Source organism: Bdellovibrio sp. GT3, from assembly GCF_037996765.1.
In the GTDB taxonomy this organism is placed as follows: Bacteria; Bdellovibrionota; Bdellovibrionia; order Bdellovibrionales; family Bdellovibrionaceae; genus Bdellovibrio.
Map to the genome: position 1 here is coordinate 731,590 of NZ_JBBNAD010000005.1, position 14,467 is coordinate 746,056.

General features: G+C 46.9%; 17 protein-coding genes and 1 other RNA gene. 13 read left to right on the forward strand and 5 right to left on the reverse strand.

The genetic code is table 11. The annotated features are described in order from the left end of the window. The first annotated feature begins 5 nt into the window (after window positions 1–5). From AAAA73_RS10910 to AAAA73_RS10920, 3 genes are all read left to right on the forward strand, one after another. Window positions 6–1,235 carry an aminotransferase class V-fold PLP-dependent enzyme gene (locus AAAA73_RS10910; protein WP_340598338.1) on the forward strand — a complete coding sequence of 410 codons (1,230 nt, stop codon included), beginning with the start codon at window positions 6–8 and terminating at the stop codon, window positions 1,233–1,235. Beyond that, a complete protein-coding gene (locus tag AAAA73_RS10915; protein ID WP_340598339.1) occupies window positions 1,232–1,792 on the forward strand; it encodes a NifU family protein in 561 nt (186 codons plus the stop codon). The genes AAAA73_RS10910 and AAAA73_RS10915 overlap by 4 nt, the downstream gene beginning before the upstream one ends. A gap of 257 nt (window positions 1,793–2,049) precedes the next feature. Then, window positions 2,050–2,583 carry a hypothetical protein gene (locus tag AAAA73_RS10920; protein WP_340598340.1) on the forward strand — a complete coding sequence of 178 codons (534 nt, stop codon included), beginning with the start codon at window positions 2,050–2,052 and terminating at the stop codon, window positions 2,581–2,583. Between the two features lies 1 nt (window position 2,584). On the opposite strand, the gene AAAA73_RS10925 is transcribed toward AAAA73_RS10920, so the two are convergent. The 3 genes from AAAA73_RS10925 to ssrS all read right to left on the reverse strand — a co-directional run bounded on the left by AAAA73_RS10925 (window position 2,585) and on the right by ssrS (window position 3,885). Further along, window positions 2,585–2,842 (reverse strand): AbrB/MazE/SpoVT family DNA-binding domain-containing protein, encoded by a 258-nt coding sequence (locus tag AAAA73_RS10925; RefSeq protein WP_340598341.1) that lies wholly within the window; start codon window positions 2,840–2,842, stop codon window positions 2,585–2,587. Window positions 2,843–2,963: 121 nt separating this feature from the next. Further along, window positions 2,964–3,590 (reverse strand): carboxypeptidase-like regulatory domain-containing protein, encoded by a 627-nt coding sequence (locus AAAA73_RS10930; protein ID WP_340598342.1) that lies wholly within the window; start codon window positions 3,588–3,590, stop codon window positions 2,964–2,966. 121 nt (window positions 3,591–3,711) lie between these two features. Continuing rightward, window positions 3,712–3,885, reverse strand: a non-coding RNA gene (gene ssrS / locus AAAA73_RS10935) — 6S RNA. Window positions 3,886–3,965: 80 nt separating this feature from the next. Between ssrS and AAAA73_RS10940 the strand changes: the two genes are divergently transcribed. From AAAA73_RS10940 to AAAA73_RS10970, 7 genes are read left to right on the forward strand one after another with little or no spacing between them, the layout of a single operon-like run. Further along, window positions 3,966–4,184, forward strand: coding sequence for a hypothetical protein (locus AAAA73_RS10940; RefSeq protein WP_340598343.1), 219 nt, complete (start codon window positions 3,966–3,968; stop codon window positions 4,182–4,184). 40 nt (window positions 4,185–4,224) lie between these two features. Beyond that, complete coding sequence (xseA, locus tag AAAA73_RS10945; protein WP_340598344.1) at window positions 4,225–5,634, forward strand: exodeoxyribonuclease VII large subunit; 1,410 nt, start codon at window positions 4,225–4,227, stop codon at window positions 5,632–5,634. Further along, window positions 5,634–5,855, forward strand: coding sequence for an exodeoxyribonuclease VII small subunit (locus AAAA73_RS10950; protein WP_142698585.1), 222 nt, complete (start codon window positions 5,634–5,636; stop codon window positions 5,853–5,855). The genes xseA and AAAA73_RS10950 overlap by 1 nt, the downstream gene beginning before the upstream one ends. Before the next feature lie 5 nt (window positions 5,856–5,860). Further along, window positions 5,861–6,730 carry a polyprenyl synthetase family protein gene (locus AAAA73_RS10955; RefSeq protein ID WP_340598345.1) on the forward strand — a complete coding sequence of 290 codons (870 nt, stop codon included), beginning with the start codon at window positions 5,861–5,863 and terminating at the stop codon, window positions 6,728–6,730. A 6-nt stretch (window positions 6,731–6,736) separates the two neighbouring features. Continuing rightward, window positions 6,737–7,513 (forward strand): TlyA family RNA methyltransferase, encoded by a 777-nt coding sequence (locus AAAA73_RS10960; RefSeq protein ID WP_340598346.1) that lies wholly within the window; start codon window positions 6,737–6,739, stop codon window positions 7,511–7,513. After that, complete coding sequence (locus AAAA73_RS10965; RefSeq protein WP_340598347.1) at window positions 7,482–8,486, forward strand: patatin-like phospholipase family protein; 1,005 nt, start codon at window positions 7,482–7,484, stop codon at window positions 8,484–8,486. The genes AAAA73_RS10960 and AAAA73_RS10965 overlap by 32 nt, the downstream gene beginning before the upstream one ends. Window positions 8,487–8,504: 18 nt before the next feature. Beyond that, window positions 8,505–9,824 carry an aminopeptidase P family protein gene (locus AAAA73_RS10970; RefSeq protein ID WP_340598348.1) on the forward strand — a complete coding sequence of 440 codons (1,320 nt, stop codon included), beginning with the start codon at window positions 8,505–8,507 and terminating at the stop codon, window positions 9,822–9,824. A 126-nt stretch (window positions 9,825–9,950) separates the two neighbouring features. Here AAAA73_RS10970 and AAAA73_RS10975 read toward each other — a convergent pair whose 3' ends face one another. Beyond that, entirely contained in the window at window positions 9,951–10,781 is an 831-nt protein-coding gene (locus AAAA73_RS10975; protein ID WP_340599370.1) for a TIGR02147 family protein, read from the reverse strand. Between the two features lie 290 nt (window positions 10,782–11,071). Here AAAA73_RS10975 and AAAA73_RS10980 point away from each other — a divergent pair, with 290 nt between their 5' ends. After that, on the forward strand, window positions 11,072–11,488 hold the full coding sequence (locus AAAA73_RS10980) for a hypothetical protein (RefSeq protein ID WP_340598349.1): 417 nt from the start codon (window positions 11,072–11,074) through the stop codon (window positions 11,486–11,488). 85 nt (window positions 11,489–11,573) lie between these two features. Here the strand turns inward: AAAA73_RS10980 and AAAA73_RS10985 are convergent, their stop codons facing one another. Continuing rightward, window positions 11,574–12,317, reverse strand: a complete 744-nt coding sequence (locus tag AAAA73_RS10985; RefSeq protein ID WP_340598350.1) for an HAD family hydrolase — start codon at window positions 12,315–12,317, stop codon at window positions 11,574–11,576. Between the two features lie 50 nt (window positions 12,318–12,367). Between AAAA73_RS10985 and AAAA73_RS10990 the strand changes: the two genes are divergently transcribed. After that, window positions 12,368–12,820: a hypothetical protein gene (locus AAAA73_RS10990; RefSeq protein ID WP_340598351.1), complete on the forward strand. Its 453-nt coding sequence runs from the start codon at window positions 12,368–12,370 to the stop codon at window positions 12,818–12,820. 8 nt (window positions 12,821–12,828) lie between these two features. Then, a complete protein-coding gene (locus AAAA73_RS10995; protein ID WP_340598352.1) occupies window positions 12,829–14,463 on the forward strand; it encodes a glycerol-3-phosphate dehydrogenase/oxidase in 1,635 nt (544 codons plus the stop codon). Window positions 14,464–14,467: the final 4 nt, after the last annotated feature.

Sequence of the window (14,467 nt, forward strand, 5' to 3'; positions counted from 1 at the left end):
GTAAAATGAGCAACTTGAACGAGCTTTTTGCAGAAATTCGAAACGAGTTTCCCGCGTTGACCCAGAAGGTCCACGGCAAAAAGCTGTTTTATTTGGATAGTGGCGCGACCACACTGAAACCAAAATCAGTGATTGATCGTATTGCGCATTTCTATCTGTATGAATCTTCAAATGTTCATCGCGGTGCCCACTATCTGGCGGACATTGCGACTCAGGGTTTCGAAGGGGCTCGCCATAAAATCGCAAGCTTCCTTGGGGCCGGGCAAGTTGAAGAGATCGTCTTTGTCCGAGGTACTACTGAAGGTGTGAATTTCGTGGCAAACACTTGGGGGCTTAATAACCTTAAGGCGGGCGATGAAATTTTGATCACCATCATGGAACACCACGCGAATATCGTTCCTTGGCAAATGATCGCCGAAAAAGTCGGCGCAAAAGTTGTCGCGGTTGATATTCTGGAAAACGGTGACCTGGATGTCGAGGATTTCAAAAAGAAATTAAACAGCAAAACCAAAATGGTCGCATTCACAGCAAGTTCAAATGTGCTGGGAACCAATACTGATGTGGCGGGCTTGACTAAGCTTGCTCACGCTGTCGGGGCGAAGGTTTTTGTTGATGGCGCACAAATCGTGTCGCAACAAAAAGTCGATGTGAAAGCCTGGGATGTGGATTTCTTTGTTTTCTCGGCGCACAAGCTATTTGGTCCGTTTGGCTTTGGTGCCCTTTACGGCAAAATGGAAATTCTGGAAACCTTGCCGCCGTATCAGGGTGGCGGTTCCATGATTTCCAAGGTGACGATCGAAAAAACCACGTACAACGATGTGCCTACTCGCTTTGAGGCGGGTACTCCGCACATTGAAGGTGCGATCGGTACGGCGGCTGCTATTGAGTTTGTTGAAAAAATTGGTTTTGATAAGATCCATGCCTATGAAATGGATTTGTTAAAATATGCAACGGACAAGCTTTTGGAAGTTCCGGATTTAACAATCTATGGAACGTCAAAAGACAAAGGTCCTTTGGTTTCCTTTAATCTGAAAGGTGCTCATCACTCGGACGTGGGGCAGATTTTGGATCAGGAAGGTGTAGCAGTTCGAGCCGGTCACCACTGCACTCAGCCGCTTATGGCTAGACTTGGGGTTCCGGGGACAGTGCGCGCCTCTTTTTCAGTGTATAATGGTCGTGAAGACGTTGATGCTTTAGTTAAAGCCGTGGTGAAAGCCCGGGAGTTATTGTTATGAGTACGCAAGATGTATTGATCAGAATTCAAGCCACACCAAATCCAAACGCATGGAAATTCGTTTTGGACCGCCCGGTATTGACCGACGGCAAGGCGACTTACACAGAGCCAGGCGAAGCTCAGCAAAGCCCATTGGCTGCGAGCTTGTTCCAAGTTGATGGTGTGCGCCAGGTTCACTTGTTTCAGAATGTGATCACTATCACTCACAGTTTTGACTCTGATCCTGAAGAGGTTCAAAAGAACGCCTGCGCAGTTATTCAAACGCGCATGCCAGTGCATAATCCAAATCAAACCCAAGCCGATGAAAAGAAAATGCGTCGCGCGGGTCTTCCACCCGAAGTTCAACGCATCGAAGAGATCCTGGATGAAACAGTTCGCCCCGGCCTGCAAGGCGACGGCGGGGACTTGGACGTGGTGAAATACGAAGACAACAAACTCTACGTATTCTACCAAGGCGCCTGCGGCACATGCCCAAGTGCAACTTCAGGAACATTGATGGCCATCGAAGGTATCCTTCGCGACCAATTCAACCCAACCATCGAGGTTATCCCTCTTTAGGTGCCAGGTCCTACTTACGGAAGCAGTGCAAAAAAGCCCACTTAGATAGTGGGCTTTTTTCGTTGAAGGTACGGACATACCTGGAACGTCTCAAAATTAAAAGGCGTTTCCCAACCGATTTTCATAGGGAAAATTCCAATAAAATGTTTTTTTAGACAGCGCATGTATAGTGCGTGGACAGCTTTTCGGGGCGAAGTCGAAACAGTTGGTTCTCGCTCGGCACGGGTGTTGTAAGGAGCTTAAGTGGGGGATCGCTTATGTCTCGTTATCATAATCACATTGTATTTTCAGTCGCATTTAGTTTGGTTGTGGGCGCCGTATTATTCGCTGAGGTGAGTAAGGACCGGCCGGCTGCTCCCAAAGAAATAAATATTGTCGATGATGGCAGTGGCTTCAGTCTGGCGACTGTTTTGATCGAACAAGAGTTAACCACTATGGCCATGAAAAAGGGCCGCACCAAAGAATATCAGGAGCAACTTAGCTCTCAGGTGAAACGACTGTCTCAATCAGATATCAAGGTTTTAAAGAACAAGGCTGCGAAGTCCCCGAAGTCTGAAGAGCGCACTGCTGCGGCATATTTGCTATCTCAGGCGGGTGCTGGCGTTCAGGTGGTTCCTGCCACTAAGTCAGATCGTCAGGTGGCTAGCGTGCCGGCTGTAGCTAAAAAGGTTGTGGTTCCAACTAAGGCCATAAAACAAGCCAAGGCTAAAGCGGTAGTGGCTGCTAAGAAGCAGGCGAAGCGGGTGCCGGCACATGCTGCTGGCAGATCTGCCAAAATGGCTAAAAGATAGTTTACAGAGAGATTTCTTCCGGGGATTTATTTTCCTGAGATGCCTCTTCTTCTGCTGGAGTCCACTCCAGCAGAGACATTTCTGATGTTTTGTTCCAGTCGATATTCACGCGATTGATGATCTTGATCGAAACTTCGTTGCCTTCGATAGTCCACAAAATAGTGTCGCCTTTGGAAATGCCCAGGGCCTTGCGCACGCGCAAAGGAATGGTCGTTTGATTCTTTCTTGAGGCTTTGGAAGTTGCGGATGATCTGCTCATGCTGTGGCTCCAACAATTAACGTTCTAAATCTCTACTTTCAGAATAAGTCGCTGAAAATAGCTTGTCGAACGCAGGTGGGAGAATGGCCTCTAAACCATCCTTTAAGCCAGTTGCCACCGCTTAAAACGCGGCTAAATCCACGCCGGCCATTCCCTTTTCCTGGGTGTGGCGGTCCAAAATGCGAATAACAACTCGTTTGGCTTTTTTAAAACCGGCGGTCGAGGTGCTAATCATATAGGCGTCTAAATACTCATCTGTCGAAACGAATTCTTTAACTCGATTTATCCCCAGTACCGGGCTGGGTTTTCCATCGACTTCAACCATGACATCTTCTGTGGAAAGGTCGGGTGCGATCAGAACGGGCTTTCCTTTTGGGGGATTTCCCAGGGCTTTAAATTTCGCAAGCGACATGGGCCTGAAAAAAACCATCAAGCCAGGATAGGTCGGAGATGTTTCCCAAGCTTTGATTCCATACAACTCCAAGCCATCAATTTGAACATCCAAATGGCTTCCGGATTGTGGATTGAAATTCCAATGCCAATACTCTAAGTATTTTTCCTTGTAGGACTGGCAAATGAAAACGGAGGGGTAAGTTCGGTTTTCCAGGAACAATTCAAAAGTGCCATCTACATTGGTTTTGGTGGAGTAAAGTGTTTCGAAATTTTCATCATAGAAACGCACATCACCCTCAGCAAGAGGAGTTCCGTTAAAATCCCGAAGTCGGCCCGTAACTTTAATAAGTTCCATGAAATTCATATAGCGGGCTCAAAGGCATTTGTCCAAGAATGAAGTGTTTCAATTTGAGATTTGGTGGAGAAGGTGTGTCCGTACCTTTTGTCTGAGAAAAAGAAGCGTTGGGAGAAATAAAAAAAGAGTCCGTCGGCAACTCTGAACTAAACCTGTTTTAGCTAAGGTGGGTGACCATGATAGCGACTTTAGGCTTCTCAGTACGAGCTGAGCTTGCACACCATTGCCAGGGACAGTCCCCAAAAATATGCTTGTAAGGTTTAATTTCGATGAGCTTTACGCCTTCGAACCCTCTGAAAACTATTCTAGCAGGAAGTACAGTTTCGTCAATCGAACCGGACTCTAATTTTTTCGTAAGGCTCCGATATATTGCTTATGACACCTCAAAAGCTTGATTTTATTTTTCCTTTTGTTGTTTTTTTCTATGGACTCCTCATGGTGCTTGTGCTGGAAAACCGCGCCTTGGTGAAGCTCGGTGAAGAGCGCATGGGACAAGCGTTTCAGAACATGGTGAAGCATAAAAACCTGGGCTGGATTTGCTTTTTTGTCGGTGGTCTTTGGGCCGCACAAAATGTCTGGCACTCGTCGCTCTGAGTATTGACTCCTCCCGGGGCTGGCGATAGCTTCAGTCCCCATGTCTGACCCTAAAAATCAACCCCTTCGCAAGACTGAAAATTACGCGCAACTCACGTTGGATGCCGCTGCCGAGCAGCCGGTAAAATCCAATGAGCCGACAGTACTTTCTGTCGAGCAACTCAATATCCAAATCAAGCAATTGATTGAAGGCCAGATGGGTATGGTTTGGGTGCGTGGTGAGCTTTCCAATTTCAAAGCTCACACCTCCGGGCACTTCTATTTCAGCGTTAAAGATTCCAAATCTCAAATTACGGCGGTCATGTTCCGCGGTAATAACTCGCGCCTGAAATTCAAGCCAACTGATGGCATGGAAGTCATGGTTCGCGGTCGTGTGACTGTGTACGAGCCGCGCGGCAACTATCAGCTGATGGTTGATATGATGGAGCCGGTGGGTGCCGGGGCTTTGCAAAAAGCTTTTGAACAGTTGAAAATGAAGCTTCGTGCAGAGGGCTTGTTTGACTCTGCCAAGAAAAGACCTATCCCGACATTTCCAAGACATATTGCCATTGTGACGTCTCCAACCGGTGCGGCAATTCGCGATATTTTAAATGTTCTGTCCCGACGTGCAAAATCCATCCAGGTCACAATCGTTCCAACGATCGTGCAGGGGGAGGCCGCGGCTCCGCAACTTCGCGAGGCTTTCAAAAAAGCTGTCGCATTGCCGGATGTGGATGCAGTGATCGTGGGTCGCGGTGGCGGTTCGATTGAAGACATGTGGTGCTTTAATGATGAGGGACTGGCGCGTTTGATAGCGGCAAGTCCTGTTCCGGTGATCTCCGCTGTCGGGCATGAAATCGACTTTACCATCGCTGACTTTGTCGCGGACTTGCGTGCGCCAACACCTTCGGCTGCCGCAGAGCTGGTTGCCAAGAGTTCTTCAGAACTTGTGAACAAGGTGACGTCGTTGGAGCGTATGTTGAAATTGTCTTTCGATAGAAAGATGAAGTTCCTGCGTGAGAAATCGCTGGGTTTGTCTAAGCGCTTGGTGGATCCGAAACGTCGCTTGGAGGATTTAGCACTTCGTAATGACGATTTGCTGACTCGTTTGGAGTTGGCAGTATCAACGTTGATCAATAAGAAAGATCACCGCGTGGAGCTGATGACCCAGAAATTGGGAACTCCGCAAAACTTGATTGATCGTCGTAAAAAGGAATTGGGCTTCTTGCAGGCTCGTACCGAGAAAGCTTTGATGTTTTCTTTGGAGCGCAAAAAATCTCGCATGGATCGCATGATGGCGATGCTGGATAGCATGAGTCCACTGCGTGTCGTGGATCGCGGGTATTCAATTGTAACAAAAGATTCAAAAGTTATTAAATCAGCAAGCCAGGTGAAAGCGGGCGATAGCATCGACATTCGCTTGGCTCAGGGTTCACTCACAGCCACGGTCAGTGGCGTGAAGGAGGAATAATGGATTTCGAAAAGAAATTGGGACGTTTGGAAGAGATCGTTCAAAAAATGGAGAAAGGTGACTTGGCTTTGGAGGATTCCCTGAAGCTGTTCGAAGAAGGCGTAAAGCTTTCTCGTGAATGTCATCAACGTCTGTCTGAAGCAGAATCAAAAGTAAAACTTTTGATGTCTGTGGGTGCTGACGGCAAACCAGTAACTACTGATTTCACTCCAGAGGAGTAGTCGTTTTGGATTTGGCAATTCAACTAGAGCAGGAAATGTCTTTGAAGGTGCAAACTGTGAATCAGTTTGTGGAAAAGTATCTATCTGACATGGAGTTGCCTCAAGGGGCGGCCATCGCAGAGCTTCGTAAGTCCATGCTCTATTCAGCAACCAACGGCGGAAAGCGTTTCCGTCCGGTGTTGTCTGTGCTGGTTGCCGAGATGCTGGGTTCATCTGCAGAGAAAGTCCTGCCGTTTGCGGCCGCTGTCGAAATGATTCATACCTACTCTTTGATTCATGACGATTTGCCCTGCATGGATAACGATGACATGCGCCGGGGCAAACCCACAAATCACAAGGTATACGGTGAAGACTTTGCGTTGCTTGCGGGTGATGCTTTGTTGACAGAAGCCTTTTTGACTATTGCTAAAAATTATTCTGAAAGTGGCTTCCTGGTTGGTCGCTTGGTGCAGTTGTTGTCAGAAGCAGCCGGCATTCGCGGCATGGTCGGTGGCCAAGCCATCGATTTGCGTGCTGGTGAAAAGCAACTATCACAAGCTGAGCTGACCCATTTGCATCTTCTTAAAACGGGCGCTTTGATTCGTGTCGCTGTTGAGGGTGCCGCGACTATCGCTGGGGCGAAGGTTCATGAAATTGAATCATTGAAAAAATTCGGTGAAGGTTTGGGGATTGCCTTCCAAGTGGCAGACGATGTTCTGGATCACGGCGAAAAAGATCAGGATGTTCGCAGTTTCACGGGCATCATTGGGCTTGAAGCAACCAAAGAGCTTCTAAATCAAATCAGCGAAAGCACCATGGGCGAGCTTCGCAAGGTTTCCCCGGATGCAGCAATGCTTGAATACCTGGTGAACTTTAATATCGCACGAAAACATTAGAAATCTATGGCTGATAAAAAACGCTTGGACATTTATGTGTTTGAAAAAGGCTTGGCCCAATCGCGCACTCATGCTCAGGAGTTGATTGAAGCTGGTCAGGTATATCTTGATCAAAACGGTAAGAAAAAAGTTCTAAAAAAATCAAATCTTCCTGTAACTCCTGAAATGGAAAATCACATTTCTGTGGATCAGGGGCCGGCCAATCGTTTCGTATCCCGCGGCGGCCTGAAGCTTGAGGGCGCTCTTCAGCACGTAAATCTGAATATTCAAAATTTCGATGTTTTAGATGTCGGAATCTCCACCGGGGGATTCACAGATTGTGCTTTGCAGTCCGGTGCCCATTTTGTTTTGGGTGTGGATGTGGGCCATGGGCAGGTCAGCGCTTCGTTGTTAAAGAACCCAAAGTTGAAAGTCATCGAGGGAATTAACGCCCGGGCTCTATCCTCTGAGGCCGAAGTGCTGGCAGCGACTCCAAGCGCGGGGTTTGACCTGATCGTTATGGATGTTTCCTTTATTTCGATTGAAATGATTCTGCCAGAATTGGGTCGCTTCTTAAAACCGTCGGGTCAGATTCTAAGTCTTGTAAAGCCACAGTTCGAGGTCGGCGTTGACGGGCTGTCAAAGGGTGGTATTGTCAAAGACACGTCACTGTATTTGAAAGTCGAAGAAAAGATCAAAGCGTGCTGTGAACAGTGCGGTTTTGAAGTGAAGGATTATTTTGCTTCTTCCATTGAGGGAAAGGACGGCAATCATGAGTTTTTTGTTTTCGCGAAAAAGCGCTAGCTTCCTACTGACATTGGTTTTTCTGGCAGGTTGTCAGTCCATTAAGACTCGTGAGGATATCAAAGGTCCAAAACCAACTGCGCCGACAAATGGCAAAACTCAAAAGCCGACAACGTCCCAGCCCATTGACGACTCTGTTCCCTACCAACCAGATGTTCAGGTTGAAGAACCCGTAGCGCCACCACCACCTCCTGCGCCGGTGATCCCGGCTATGCCAAAGATTGCTTTCATTTTGGGGGGCGGGGGAGCCAAGGCCTATGCCCACATCGGATTCTTGCACGAGCTTTCTCGCGCGAAGGTTCCGGTTTACGCAATCGGGGGAGTTGAGTTCGCATCACCAATGGCAGCATTGTTCGCAAACCGTGAACAAGCCAACGACGTTGAATGGCAGATGTTCAAACTGAAAGATGACGAGATCATCAAAAAGTCATTGCTTGGAAACGTGAACAAGAATGGCGACATCTCGGTGATGCGCGAATTTTATAATACGGCATTCAAAAACCAAAAAGCCGAGGACTTCCGTATTCCTTTCGCGTGCCCTTCTTATAACTTGAAAAAGAATCAGGCCTTGATGATGAATCGGGGTGGTATGGAGCAGTTGTTAAGCATGTGTATGGCTTACCCTCCGTTCTTTAAGCCCTTCCAGGGCAATGTCGCAGCCGTGCGTGAAGTCTCTGGTTTGGCCCGCTATCTGCGCCAAAAGGGTGCGAACTTTGTGGTTTTCGTGAATGTCCTGCAAGGTCCGGGTGGCAACAAACCGTTCACTTTGGATGCAGCGGCAACGGACAACGTATTATGGAGCGAGATCGCGGGACTGTATAATAAGCCTTTTGCAGGAGTTGATACTGTCATTACCCTTGATACAGGGGACTATGGTATCATGGACTTCGACAAGCGCCGTGAGATTATGAACAAGGGCGCTGACTCAGCGAAATCTCAATTGAAAACTTTGACACGTAAATGGGGACTTTAGAAAGTTCAGGAGACCGGAATGAGAAAACCAACTTTTGATATGAACATTTTTGCGGCAAGAAGAAAAAGCCTGGCACAACAAATTCCAGGCTCTGCGTTGGTGGTGGCTTCTCACCCGGAAACAATCCGTAATCACGACGTACACTTCCCGTATCGTCAGGATTCCAACATGTTCTACCTGACTGGCTGGGAAGAGCCAGAATCCATTTTGATCGTTCGCCCTGGTCAAACACCAGAGACGGTGATGTTCGTGCGTCGTCGTGACCGCGAAAGAGAAACTTGGGATGGATTCCGTTACGGTCCAGAGGGCTGTGAGCAGGAATTTAAAATCGACAAATGCTATCCAATTGATGAGTTTGAAAAAATGGCTCCGCAATTGTTGTCCAATGTTGATTCCATCTATTATCGCCAGTTCAAAAATAAAGAAGTCGATGAAAAGATGGAACACGTGCTGAACACAGTAAAACAAATGCGTGGTCGTACTGGCTACGGTTTGCTTTCCGTGCACGATGCTGACACTTTGATCGGCGAAATGCGTTTGGTGAAGTCAGAGTACGAACTGACTCAGCTTCGCGAAGCTTGCGAAATCTCTGCTCAAGCTCATTTGGCAGCGATGCGCTTTACTCGTCCGGGTGTTACTGAACGTCAGGTTCAAGGTGTGTTGGCTCATAACTTCTACATGCGCGATTCCGCTCGTGAAGGTTACGGTTTCATCGTGGCTTCTGGTAATGCAGCAACGACTCTTCACTACAACTTCAACGACCAAGTCTGCAAAGACGGCGATCTTTTGTTGATCGATGCTGGTGCCGAGTACAACTACTACACAGGCGACATCACTAGAACTTATCCAGTAAATGGCAAGTTCACAGACGAACAGGGCCGTGTATACGAAGCTGTTTTGAAAGTTCAAAAAGCGATCGTGGATTTCGTAAAACCAGGAATCGTATTCAAGGACCTTCACGACATGGGTACATCCATGCTGACAGATGCAATGCTTGAGCTTGGGCTGCTATCAGGTCGCAAAGACGATTTGATCCAATCCCTGGCGCAAAAGAAATACTATCCGCATGGTATCGGTCACTGGTTGGGTCTTGATGTGCATGATGCTGGTTTGTACTTCAAAAAAGGTGAACCACGTCCGATCGAAGCTAATATGTGCTTTACGATCGAGCCAGGTCTTTACATCCCAGCTGATGATACGTCTGCTCCGCAAAAATACCGCGGTATCGGTATCCGTATCGAGGATAACGTTCGCGTGACTTCAAACGGTGTTGAGAACATGACGACATCAGTTCCGAAAGAAATTTCTGACATCGAAAAAGTAGTTGGTAAGAACTAAAGTTCGAAAATTGAAATTCGAAAGCGAACAAAGCCCTGGTGATGAACCGGGGCTTTTTATACATCAATATTGTCATTACTCAGTTTGGAATTCGATGATAACTTTGTGTTGATGGACTTTGGTCCCTTAGCCCCTTTGCTCCAACGATTCGGCCACTGGATGCACATTTAAATTGATCTGAAACAATCGACGCCCCTCGTAGTGGTCACCACTAAACCGCGCGAATTGTTCGCTTGCGAAGTTATCCATGGCTTCATAAAGAAGAATCAATTCCTCCTTAGAGAAGGGCAACAAAAGACTTTTATAGCGGCGTAACTCATGCGGCAGATGAAAGGCCTGAATGGCTTCCATAAGACTTTGACGATGAAATTTCATAAGATCCGAGCTGCCCTTTTTGTCCTGAACTTTGAATTTACTGTTGCGAGTCTGCCAGTGAACTACTCCACCATTTTCTTCTTTTGAAATCAGATCCATTTCTTCAAGTTTATTAAGAGCCACAACCACTTCGTCTTCTGGCATGTTAAGCAATCTTGTAAAAGTAGGCACAGTCAGCTGCAGATCTTTGAAACTTAAAAGCGTCAGAAGACGCGGCAAGATCGGACTTGAAACAAAATCAGTGAAGTCTGGGATACTATTTTGTTGGGTATTTTTCTTAAGGATGCGCAACAGCTCTGCTCCGAATGCTTGCTTATCTTTTTGTGTGGTAGCCCGTGAGTACTTGGCCAAGTAGGCAAAATACTCTTCTTCATTTATGCTAGAGAAGTTCAGACGACTGAATTCTTCCACAAAAAGATCCGACACTCTTTTTTTCCCGATCACAATGAGTCTTAGAAAAGATCTGCTATTGATTCCAAGTTCTTGGCTCCAAGACTCATACGAAAAGGATTTCTCTTTGCCCTTTCTGAATTTGTAATAGTCTTGGAGATAAAACGTTATATCCAGATAATCATAAACCACAGGTACACTGTTACTGTTCGCCAAACAAACCTCGCAAACAAAAGTGCAACACCAAGCCGCATACCAGTCAAATTGAAATCTGAGTACCTACCAGGTATACAGACGGTTTACGAAGACTGCATTTTTTCAACGTTGTCTAATTCTTCTACACTTCACAAATCACTCATCTCGTGTATATTCCCCCAAGAAATTGGTACATCCCTTGCTCTGCCAAAGAGAAACAGAGATTTCCGAATAACCGCTCTTTGCGAGGCCGATTGAATTCTCTACAAATAGAAAAGGAAGTAACTATGCAATCATCCATCACGAAACTTACACTTACTGCATTGATCTCTTTAATGGCCACTCAAAGCTTTGCAGGCGGCGGACAAGTTGGATCCGCAGAAACTCTTGCGGGTACTTATGTGATTACTGGTCCTACCAACGAGATTGGAGATGAAAACATGGTCAAATTCACTCCAGAGGGCAACATTTACCTGTCGCAAAGATCCATGGGTAGAAACCTAAACTGTGCAGGTCAATTCCAAGTAAGAAACAGAGTTTTGCAAGCCAGCGGCCTGTGCAGATACGACTCTGGACACTCTGAAAAATTCGAGATGTCGATCGAGCTGTCAGATGTAACTAACTTAGGATACTTTCGCGCACCAGTTTTGAGTGAAACAATTTATCCAAAATCTGTGCAAATGGAATTTTTGCTGAAAAAATAATAAAATAAAGTAAAAGCTAGCGCTTGAGAATTGAAAATTGAGAATCGAAAATGGAAGCCCTGGTGATGAACCGGGGCTTTTTTTATTAGATGAAGCGGTGGCTTAGCCAGCCTTTTGTTTGAGCATTTTCTGCTAGCTCGCGCTCGGTTTTGAAGATCTTATCGTCGCGGGAAGCTGCACTTACAGCCAAGCTTAGGTGCGTGGCGCTTTCTAGTAAATTGAAATCACCCATGGTGTTGCCGCTGGCAAGGAACGGCAGTTGTCCACCGGTCTTAGCTAGCAATGCATCGACCTTGCCTTGGCGGTAGGTGATGACGCCTTTTTGTTTGTCAGTGATCATGCCGTCTTGAGTTTCGGTTTCAACACCGATGATGTTGTCGTACTCAAGTCCAACCAATGAAGCTCCGCCTTCGACGGCCCATTTTACAGAAGCGGTGATCACATAAATTTTCACACCTTTGGACTGCAGTAGCTGGATCAGTTTGCGCTGCTCAGAGAAAACCGGAACAGGTGCTGCCGCTTTAACGGCGTCCTTGGCCCACTGTTGAACCTCAGTTAAGGATTTGCCTTTGCAGATCTGTGCCAGCCACAAGTAGGCCTTGCGCGGGTCTTCAGCTTTCATGCTTTCGTAGTGATTCCAGGGGTCGGCAGGAAGCTCGACCAGCTTGTTGTCGATTTGGTGATGGAAGAATTTCTCCCCCAAATCGATATCCCACAAGGTTCCGTCGGCATCAAAAGCCGCAATCGGGTTCTTTTGCTCTTTCAGAACTTGATCAAGGGTGTTGTTAATGGAGCTCCAAATGTCAGCGGAATAGTCTTTGTATTTCATCGGGTCTTAGTATGAAATAGTTAGGTCCAAATGACAAGGGAGCACGGTTCATGAGTCTTTACTGTCGCGTTATTCAGGCTGACGATTTACAAAGAATTTTAGATCTCGAAAATCGTAAACTTACGGAACAATATCCTGATGAGATGGAGAGAATGATCGCGCTTTGGAACTCCAAGCACCGCGTGGAAGCTTTGAATCATTACATCGCTTTGGGCTGGAGTTTCCTGGCTGAAGATCAGGAGTCGGGAACTTTGTTGGGTTATATGATCGCTCAACCGTTGCTGTTTTTGGATGGGCAAACGCAGACTTTGTGGGTTGAGCATGTGCAGTTTACGACTTTGCAGGCGCGCGATGAACTTTGTGAATTGGCCTATAAACTGGGCCGCGAAAAGCATCTGCAAAGAGTTTACTTCCCATCGGATAATGGTGTTCCAAATTCAGTAAAAGGATTTAAGCCCGCAACTTGGGAGCCCGGCACGCTAGCTGTAAAAACAACGAAATAGGATAAGGTATGAAGAATTTTTCCTTCGTGAATCGCATCCAGAATTTGTCCAAAATGAAAACTCAGGAGTTCGATCTTGTCATCATTGGTGGTGGCATTAACGGAGCCGGAGTTGCCCGTGACGCCTGTGCGCGGGGCATGTCAGTGGCCTTGGTTGAAACGCGGGACTTTGCTTCAGGGACATCCTCTCGTTCCAGCAAAATGGTTCACGGCGGGATTCGCTACCTTGAAAATATGGATTTCAAACTGGTGTTTGAAGCCCTGAACGAAAGAAATAAATTATTCGAAATGGCGCCGCACTTGGTGCATCCACTGCGCTTCATGTTGCCGCTGTATAAAGAAAGCCGCGTCGGCATGTTCAAGATGGGTCTTGGAATGTGGTTGTACGACATCCTGGCTTTGTTTCAATCGCCCGAAATGCATGAACGCCTTGATTCCAAAGAATCGATGGAGCGCATGTCGGCCCTTCGTGAAAAAGATCTGTTGGGTTCGTACATTTATTCTGATGGATACATGGATGATGACCGTCTGGTTCATGAAACTTTAAGATCCGCGAATGAAATGGGTATGGTCGCTGCGAATTATGTGGCAGCGACGGGAGCGGAGTTTGGAGCTGACGGGAAAATCACAGCGGTTCATTGCGAAGACCAGCTTAATAAAGAGAAATTTAAAATCCGCGGCCGCCATGTGATTAGTTCTGTGGGACCATGGACAGATCAATTGGGTGAGAGTCTGTTTAAGGACTGGAAGAAAATTCTTCGCCCAACCAAAGGCATTCATCTGACATTGCCGAAGCATCGTCTGCCGCTGGAATCAGCTGTCGTCATGGGTGCGGAAAAAGGCGATCGCATTGTTTTTGGTATTCCTCGCCATGAGATGATTATTATTGGAACAACAGATACGGACTTCAAAGAATCACCGGAAAATGTTTCGGTCACTCCTGAAGACGTGAAGTATCTTTTGGAGATCACCTCTCACTATTTCCCGGGTGCCAATTTGACAGCTCACGACGTGGTTGCGAGCTATGCAGGGGTGCGCCCGTTGGTGAATGACGGCTCTTCTTCAGAAGGTAAAACAAGTCGTGAGCATACGATCATCGATGATCCACGGGGCGTGACCTTTGTCGCTGGCGGTAAATACACGACTTATCGCCTGATGTGCCAACAAACGGTTTCCCACGCTCTGAAAAGTTTCACTGTGGAAGATCGTGCCAAGTTTGCCAAGAAAGACACAGCCGTTGCTTTGAATGAATACACCTCTGAAAGTGCCTACCATGAGGCACGCGTGCTTGCGAGTGCATGGGCGCAAGAGTACGGTCGTCCAGCTGAAGACGTTGAAGCTTTGGCGCTGCGGTATGGGCGTGAAGCCGAAGTGATCCTGGGAAAATACGACTATAAGTACAGTTACTGGCAGCTTGAAGCGGCGCAGGCTATCGACAATACGATGTGCCTGAATTTGAAGGATTTCTTCTCTCGACGAGTGCCGTTATTTCTAGCGGATCGCAATCATGGATTGAAACATCTCGATGAAATTGCGCAGGTTTTCCAAGAGAAATTGAGCTGGTCAGATAAACGTCTTCACGACGAGAAGCACGCGCTTTCCGAGTACATGGGGCATGAACTCGAATGGAAAAAACATTTCTAATTTG

Bases quoted from the DNA above. Each gene is read 5' to 3' on its own strand.
- AAAA73_RS10995 (WP_340598352.1), top strand. From the start codon at position 12,829: ATGAAGAATTTTTCCTTCGTGAATCGCATCCAGAATTTGTCCAAAATG.
- AAAA73_RS10940 (WP_340598343.1), top strand. From the start codon at position 3,966: ATGACACCTCAAAAGCTTGATTTTATTTTTCCTTTTGTTGTTTTTTTC.
- AAAA73_RS10950 (WP_142698585.1), top strand. From the start codon at position 5,634: ATGGATTTCGAAAAGAAATTGGGACGTTTGGAAGAGATCGTTCAAAAA.
- AAAA73_RS10990 (WP_340598351.1), top strand. From the start codon at position 12,368: ATGAGTCTTTACTGTCGCGTTATTCAGGCTGACGATTTACAAAGAATT.
- AAAA73_RS10980 (WP_340598349.1), top strand. From the start codon at position 11,072: ATGCAATCATCCATCACGAAACTTACACTTACTGCATTGATCTCTTTA.
- AAAA73_RS10985 (WP_340598350.1), bottom strand. From the start codon at position 12,317: ATGAAATACAAAGACTATTCCGCTGACATTTGGAGCTCCATTAACAAC.
- xseA (WP_340598344.1), top strand. From the start codon at position 4,225: ATGTCTGACCCTAAAAATCAACCCCTTCGCAAGACTGAAAATTACGCG.
- AAAA73_RS10915 (WP_340598339.1), top strand. From the start codon at position 1,232: ATGAGTACGCAAGATGTATTGATCAGAATTCAAGCCACACCAAATCCA.
- AAAA73_RS10960 (WP_340598346.1), top strand. From the start codon at position 6,737: ATGGCTGATAAAAAACGCTTGGACATTTATGTGTTTGAAAAAGGCTTG.
- AAAA73_RS10920 (WP_340598340.1), top strand. From the start codon at position 2,050: ATGTCTCGTTATCATAATCACATTGTATTTTCAGTCGCATTTAGTTTG.
- AAAA73_RS10925 (WP_340598341.1), bottom strand. From the start codon at position 2,842: ATGAGCAGATCATCCGCAACTTCCAAAGCCTCAAGAAAGAATCAAACG.
- AAAA73_RS10965 (WP_340598347.1), top strand. From the start codon at position 7,482: ATGAGTTTTTTGTTTTCGCGAAAAAGCGCTAGCTTCCTACTGACATTG.
- AAAA73_RS10910 (WP_340598338.1), top strand. From the start codon at position 6: ATGAGCAACTTGAACGAGCTTTTTGCAGAAATTCGAAACGAGTTTCCC.
- AAAA73_RS10930 (WP_340598342.1), bottom strand. From the start codon at position 3,590: ATGGAACTTATTAAAGTTACGGGCCGACTTCGGGATTTTAACGGAACT.
- AAAA73_RS10970 (WP_340598348.1), top strand. From the start codon at position 8,505: ATGAGAAAACCAACTTTTGATATGAACATTTTTGCGGCAAGAAGAAAA.